Genomic DNA, 6771 nt, shown 5'->3' with positions numbered 1-6771 from the left:
ACAACTTCAAGTTAATTGGGTATATTCTGTTATTTAATAACCAAAAATTGATTACACAGATTAAGTCACTAGCAGGCTAAAAGAGAATTGAAGAGATTATAAATTGAAGTGAATACCGAAGTGAATACACATGAGAAATAGCTGACTCAAACATTAAAGACCCATAAAGCAAAATCGTTATAAAACAAAACTCTACCTTTATTTAGAGCAAAAAAAACGCCTCAATCAAAAACTGACTGAGGCGGCTTAAACAGCCTAATCCAATAACGTGAAACAAAAGGTCTAAAAGATAGAACATCTTACCTTTGTACCCTACCTCGTTAATTTACCGTAATTATGATTAGTTTCAAAGTTATTTTTGTTCTTTTTTTTCACCATTGTTACTAAAACGACAAGAAAACAAACACATCATTACTTTATTTTAAGATCAAAAAAGCCACCTCAAGAGATGGCTATAAATTTTAAGACAACAGTCGATATTTCGTACAACTGGCTATTTATATAGATTAATGAGCCTGATCCCAATTATCTCCATGATCAAACTCCGCCACTAATGGCACTTTAAGCTCAACGGCTGATTCCATTAATTGTTGTATTTTTATTTCAACTCTTGCTAATTCACTTTCTTTAACTTCGAATACCAATTCATCGTGGACTTGCATTAACAGCTTAACATCACCGTTACCTTCATCAGCAATCCACTTTGCAACTATTAACATCGCCTTTTTAATGATGTCAGCTGCCGTTCCTTGCATTGGTGCATTAATTGCGGCGCGTTCAGCGCCTTTACGACGCATACCATTGCTCGATTTGATTTCAGGTAAGTGCAAGCGGCGTCCTAAGATCGTCTCGACATAACCTTGTTGCATTGCTTGTGAGCGGGTGTCTTCCATATATTGCATTACACCTGGATAACGCTCGAAATACACATCCATATATTGCTGAGCTTCACCGCGAGAAACGCCTAATTGTTTCGCAAGGCCAAAAGCGCTCATACCATAAATAAGGCCGAAGTTAACCGCTTTAGCACGACGACGTTGCTCTGAAGTCACTTGTTCAATATCAACTCCCATCACTTCAGCGGCGGTAGCGGAGTGAATATCTTTTCCTTGAGCAAACGCTTCAAGTAATGCTTTGTCACCCGAAAGATGAGCCATGATACGCAATTCAATTTGGGAGTAATCGACAGCCAAAATTTTCCAACCATGTGGTGCAATAAAAGCTTGGCGAATACGACGTCCTTCTTCATTACGAATAGGGATATTTTGTAAATTTGGATCGGTCGAAGATAAACGACCTGTCGCCGTCACCGCTTGATGATATGAAGTATGAACTCGACCCGTTTGTGGATTGATCATCTTAGGCAATTTATCGGTGTAAGTCGTTTTGAGTTTCGCAAGGCCACGATGCTCTAAAATCAACTTCGGTAGTGGATAATCAAGCGCTAATTCTTGCAACACTTCTTCATTGGTTGAAGGCGCTCCAGATGGCGTTTTCTTCACCACAGGCAGGCCCATTTTTTCAAATAGGATCGCTTGTAATTGCTTTGGTGAACTTAGATTAAACTCTTGCTCAGCTACTTCAAATGCTTTTAATTGCAGATCGTCTAATCGAGCAGCGATTTCTTGTGATTGAGCATTAAGCAGCATGTCATCAATCATCACACCTGTGCGTTCAATTTTAGAAATCACAGGAATTAATGGCACTTCAATATCTTTATAAATAGAAAGTAGCTTTTCATCTTGCTCTAATGCGGCTTGTAGTCGGTTGTGCAAACGCAGTGTTACATCCGCATCTTCAGCCGCATAAGGGCCACATTCTTCAATTGATAACTGATTAAACGTGAGTTGTTTTTTGCCTTTTCCGGCCAATGACTCAAACGAAATACAGCTGTGTTGTAGAAAGCGTAATGCCAAACTATCCATATCATGTTTGCCACCGACGCTATTAAACACGTAAGAGGCCAACATGGTATCAAACTCAATCCCTTGCATTTCAATATCGTAACGCGCTAATACACTCGCGTCATATTTTAGATTCTGCCCTACTTTGGCTTGCTTGGGATCTTCGAGGATCGGTTTAAGTTGCTCTAACACCCAATCTCGATCAAGTTGCTCTGGTGCATCTAAATAATCATGCGCTACCGGTACATAAGCCGCCACGCCTTCTTCTACTGCAAAAGATAAACCAACTAAATTGGCTACCATGTAATCAAGGCTATCGGTTTCAGTATCAAAAGCAAACACCTTAGAGGCTTTAAGCTTGTCTAACCACGCTAAGAAAATATCTTTATCGAAAATCGTTTCATAAGCGCTGCGATCAATATTAGCAGGGCTCATATCGACTTCTAATTCATCCGCCGTAGTCGTCGCATTCATTTTGGTATTTTCTTTCGCTACCGCTTTAGCGCCATCAATAGCTGCAATTTTTCCATCACCACCTTCAAGTAATTCATTGAGCCAAGATTTGAAGGTCATTTCACCGAACAGTTGGATCAACTCATCTTTATTTGGTTCAGATTTGCATAAACTTTCAGGCGTACAATCCAACTCTACATCGAGCTTAATCGTAGCAAGCAGATAAGACATATCGGCATTAGCTTTATTTTCTTCTAATTTTTTCGCCATGGTTTTTGAACCACGAAACGATAAGTCAGCGATTTTATCTAAGTTTTGATAAATACTTTCCAGATTGCCTAACCCTTGCAACAACGCAACAGCTGTCTTATTCCCTACGCCAGGTACGCCAGGAATGTTATCCACTTTATCGCCCATTAAGGCTAAATAATCGATAATCAGCTCTGGTGGTAGTTCAAATTTCTCGATCACCCCTTCTCGATCCATCACCACATTGGTCATGGTATTAATCAAGGTCACGTTATCATCCACCAATTGCGCCATATCTTTATCACCGGTGCTGATCAATACCGGCATTCCCATTTTAGAGGCTTGCGTGGCTAAAGTGCCAATCACGTCATCGGCTTCAACGCCTGGTACGCAAATCAATGGCAGGCCCATCGCCCGGATAATATTATGCAAAGGTTCGATTTGATCGCGCAGTTCATGCGGCATTGATGGACGATTCGCTTTATATTCCGAATACATATCATCACGGAAGGTTTTTCCTTTCGCATCAAAAATGACAACAAAACGATCCGAAGAAAACTGGCGCATCATGCTACGAAGCATATTTACAACACCGTACACAGCATTAGTTTGGATCTTGCCATTGGTCATGCTTTCAGGGTAAGCATGGAAAGCACGATAAAGGTAAGAAGAACCGTCGATTAAAATGAGAGAGTTGTCAGCAATTGTTGCCATAGGGTTTGATATCCAAGCAAGATGATAAACAGAGAATAGCTATAGGATGCCACGTCTATGTGTTGGGATCTATCTGAGGAAGCGCTTTATCTGAGTTCTATCTATACTCAAAATATTTATGGTTACTCCTATCCAATCAAGCCTCTGTGGATAACTTTGTTGTTAACTTTTTCATCATCGGTTTGATAATGTCAAGATCTTTACATTATTTTTAATAAACACCATTAATTACAATGACTTATTTACACTTGGATCATGACAACCCAAAACGTAACCTCTGGATCCTTTGTGGAAAACCTTTGATCTAAAATGAATATATATAAATTTACAGATAAATAAGAACTAGCCCTGTAATGCCAAAACAAAAAAAAGGCTAACTCTGATGAGTTAGCCACGAGAATTAATACCTTGGTATTTTCTCTAAATACACTGGAAGCAATGTGAGCAATGTCGTGTCAAAAGATTAAAATCTGGTCTCGTTTGGGTGAGAACCATATTCCTATTCCCTTCGACACCGTTAATAATAATGATTCTCATTACATAGTCAACATGCAAATGAGAAAAAGACTCATTTAATTTTAAGTTATTTTATATTTCCTTTAAAAACATGAACTTAAAAAATCACACAATCGGTGTCATGCCATATAGGTTTGATTGAAGCATAACGATGCTCATTAAAATCAGAAGTACACCAGCCAGTAATCGTAAACCTAATATACCCAACTCGAATATTGGCGCATTGTAGTGTAAATAACGTTGAGCCAATTTTTTCCCAGAAACCGCCATTAAAGCAATCACGGAAGTCGTTAATGCCGTTCCAGCCGCCATCACAAACGCACTCACCATTCCCAACCAATACAAACCAATCACCTGAGAAAAAAGCAGCATCATGATCGCGCCGCTACATGGACGAATACCAATGCTGAAAATAATATTGAAATAGTCTTTAGCACTCGACGCTTGGTTCATTTCATCGGCATTGGCGAAGTGCTTATGTCCACACCCACAATGATCATCGTGAACATGATCTAATTTCGTCTCGTTTAATGCCAATGATCGAACTGATCCCATCTGATGAGTGACAGTTAATGGTTGAATCTTTATCACTTCAAGCTGAGTTGTATGTTTTCTCGATCTACGCTTTTTCCAGAGTCGTTTTAACGTAGAGAAAATAATTAGTCCTCCCAGCAACGCCACTGTCCAATAGCTCACTTGGATCAGCGTTTCCACTTTAGCGTTAACTTGGCGCATAGAAGACTCAAAGATAAACAACATGGCAGACACCAAAATTATTGCTACCACCGCCTGCATTGCCGCTGAAACAATCGTTAACCACAAACTGGTTTTGACTTTGGTTGGATAAATAGACACATAAGTTGTCACAATCACTTTGCCATGCCCTGGCCCTAATGAATGCAATGCTCCATAAATAAAACTCAGCCCCACCAAATAAAGCATCGCGCCTTGATTGTGATCTTTGGCTTCATAAAGAAGATCGGTTAATTGACTATTAATATCACGCTGCCACTGAGCGCTATAAATAATAATACTTGGCCATAAGGACCATAATCCCCATCCTAAAAGGCTGGCACAGAGCATGACCAAAATGAGTTTGATTCGGTAATGATTCGTAATATTGATGCTTTGAACAACAGAAGTCATGATCTCGCTCTCAGGCTAATATTTATTGGCAATTTAAGAGGACTTTTTGAGTAAACAATTGCCCTAGTTCATAATCAGGATCTGCATCGGCGGGCAATGACATGGCATAAGTCATTTGCTTTGAACTTGGTTTGGGTTGGAGCACATCCACTTTACAATAAGGTTTGAGCGATTCAGAAAGCTCAATATCTTTCTTATTTTTCCAATACATATCAATATAATAAGTGTGATCATAAATCGATAAATTCAGATCTTTGGTATTCAATGCTAGTGGCTTATCAAGCTCTAAATCAAAGCTGAAAATCAGTTTACCTTTAACTAAAGCCAAGGTTGAATCGGTCACCTCTTTATATCGAATCGGAGTCTCACCTTGATAGAAATAGGTAAAGTAATGCTCGTTTAGCATATTTTTGATGATCGAATCCGATACCCTTTGCAGCGTTTCTTCTTTATGTTGTGGTGACATATCCTCACCATCGAGCGTATAGGTCGATGTCATAGCATCAAATGTCCACTCCATTTTCAACCCCGTGATCGCATTTTTATCACCTTCAATCATGGTTTTAGTCACAATCCAAGAATGAGGATGCGAGCTGGCAGATTGAGAAAAAATGCCAATCAAAACAGCCAATATCACAGTAATATTGAGTCGTTTAAAGAAAAAATAGCGTGCTTTATGGCTAGTGATAACAGATAACATGAACGGTTTTCTCTATTAGGTTAAGAAACTCGGCTAGATTAAAGGAAAATAGGCATAAAAAAAACCAAGATCGAAATCTTGGCCTCTTAGCTTTGTTACTAATTATAATAAAAGTTCATCATCACCTTTAATGGCTTAGCACTTTATTTACTTCTTCTATTAGTAAGGCTATTGGTGACTTACTAACATTATTAAGCTTACTAAGATTATTAACGATTTGCTGTCGTGAGCTTTTTCATTAAGTAATTAAGTAATACGCCATACATTGGCACAAACAAACCCAAACTAATGACCAATTTAACGCTGTAATCCACTAAAGCGATTTCCGTCCAGTTCTGCGCCATAAACACATCAGTACTCATATAAAATGCAATTGAAAAGAAAGCTAATGTATCTAATGCATTGCCGAACAAGGTAGAACACGTTGGGGCAATCCACCATTGCTTCATTTGACGTAAGCGATTGAACACATGAATGTCCATAATTTGACCGAGTAAATACGCCATAAAACTCGCAATCGCAATACGAGCAACAAACAGATTAAATACGGCTAATTGCGCCACACCTTGAAAGCTGCCTTGGAAAAATAAAACTGACAAAACATATGAAATGGCTAAGGCTGGTAACATCACCCAAAAGATGATCCGTCTTGCCATACCAGCACCAAAAATACGTACGGTTAAATCAGTGGCCAAGAAAATAAATGGAAAGGTAAATGCCCCCCAAGTGGTGTGTAAGCCAAATAACGTAAACGGGATCTGCACCAAATAGTTACTCGATGCGATGATGATAAGGTGGAAAATCACCAACCAAAATAAGGCTTTATTATTCTCTTTAAGAGAACTTTGGGTTGCCGTATGTTGTGATGAAAATTGTTGCGCAGGCGAAAGTGCCGCCTGTTGAGCAGAATTATTGTTCGTCATATTGTGACCTTTTTTTAATGTATGGGGGCGAGGGAACCCATAATTCAGTTATTATAAATATGTTTGATAACCTGACTTATTAGTCAAACCATCTTGAAAGTCGGGCGATTATACCGAAATCAAATGACGCTGCAAGTGCTCGTTTTTCACACAAGCACTGGTTTAT

General features: G+C 39.0%; 4 protein-coding genes. All 4 read right to left on the bottom strand.

The window, feature by feature from the left end:
• Positions 1–506: 506 nt before the first annotated feature.
• A complete protein-coding gene (gene polA, locus FH976_RS11370) occupies positions 507–3320 on the bottom strand; it encodes a DNA polymerase I (RefSeq protein ID WP_194090971.1) in 2814 nt (937 codons plus the stop codon).
• A gap of 621 nt (positions 3321–3941) precedes the next feature.
• Positions 3942–4982: a nickel/cobalt transporter gene (locus tag FH976_RS11365; protein WP_194090970.1), complete on the bottom strand. Its 1041-nt coding sequence runs from the start codon at positions 4980–4982 to the stop codon at positions 3942–3944.
• A gap of 22 nt (positions 4983–5004) precedes the next feature.
• The gene (locus FH976_RS11360; RefSeq protein ID WP_194090969.1) at positions 5005–5682 is read right to left on the bottom strand and encodes a DUF1007 family protein; all 678 of its coding nucleotides are present in this window, start codon (positions 5680–5682) and stop codon (positions 5005–5007) included.
• Between the two features lie 209 nt (positions 5683–5891).
• Complete coding sequence (locus FH976_RS11355; protein WP_228767415.1) at positions 5892–6605, bottom strand: 7-cyano-7-deazaguanine/7-aminomethyl-7-deazaguanine transporter; 714 nt, start codon at positions 6603–6605, stop codon at positions 5892–5894.
• Positions 6606–6771 lie beyond the last annotated feature (166 nt).

This window comes from Vibrio hibernica (genome assembly GCF_015223435.1).
Lineage (GTDB): Bacteria > Pseudomonadota > Gammaproteobacteria > Enterobacterales > Vibrionaceae > Vibrio > Vibrio hibernica.
The sequence above is the reverse complement of the archived record's forward strand: the minus strand, read 5'-3'. Positions and strand labels throughout refer to the sequence as shown.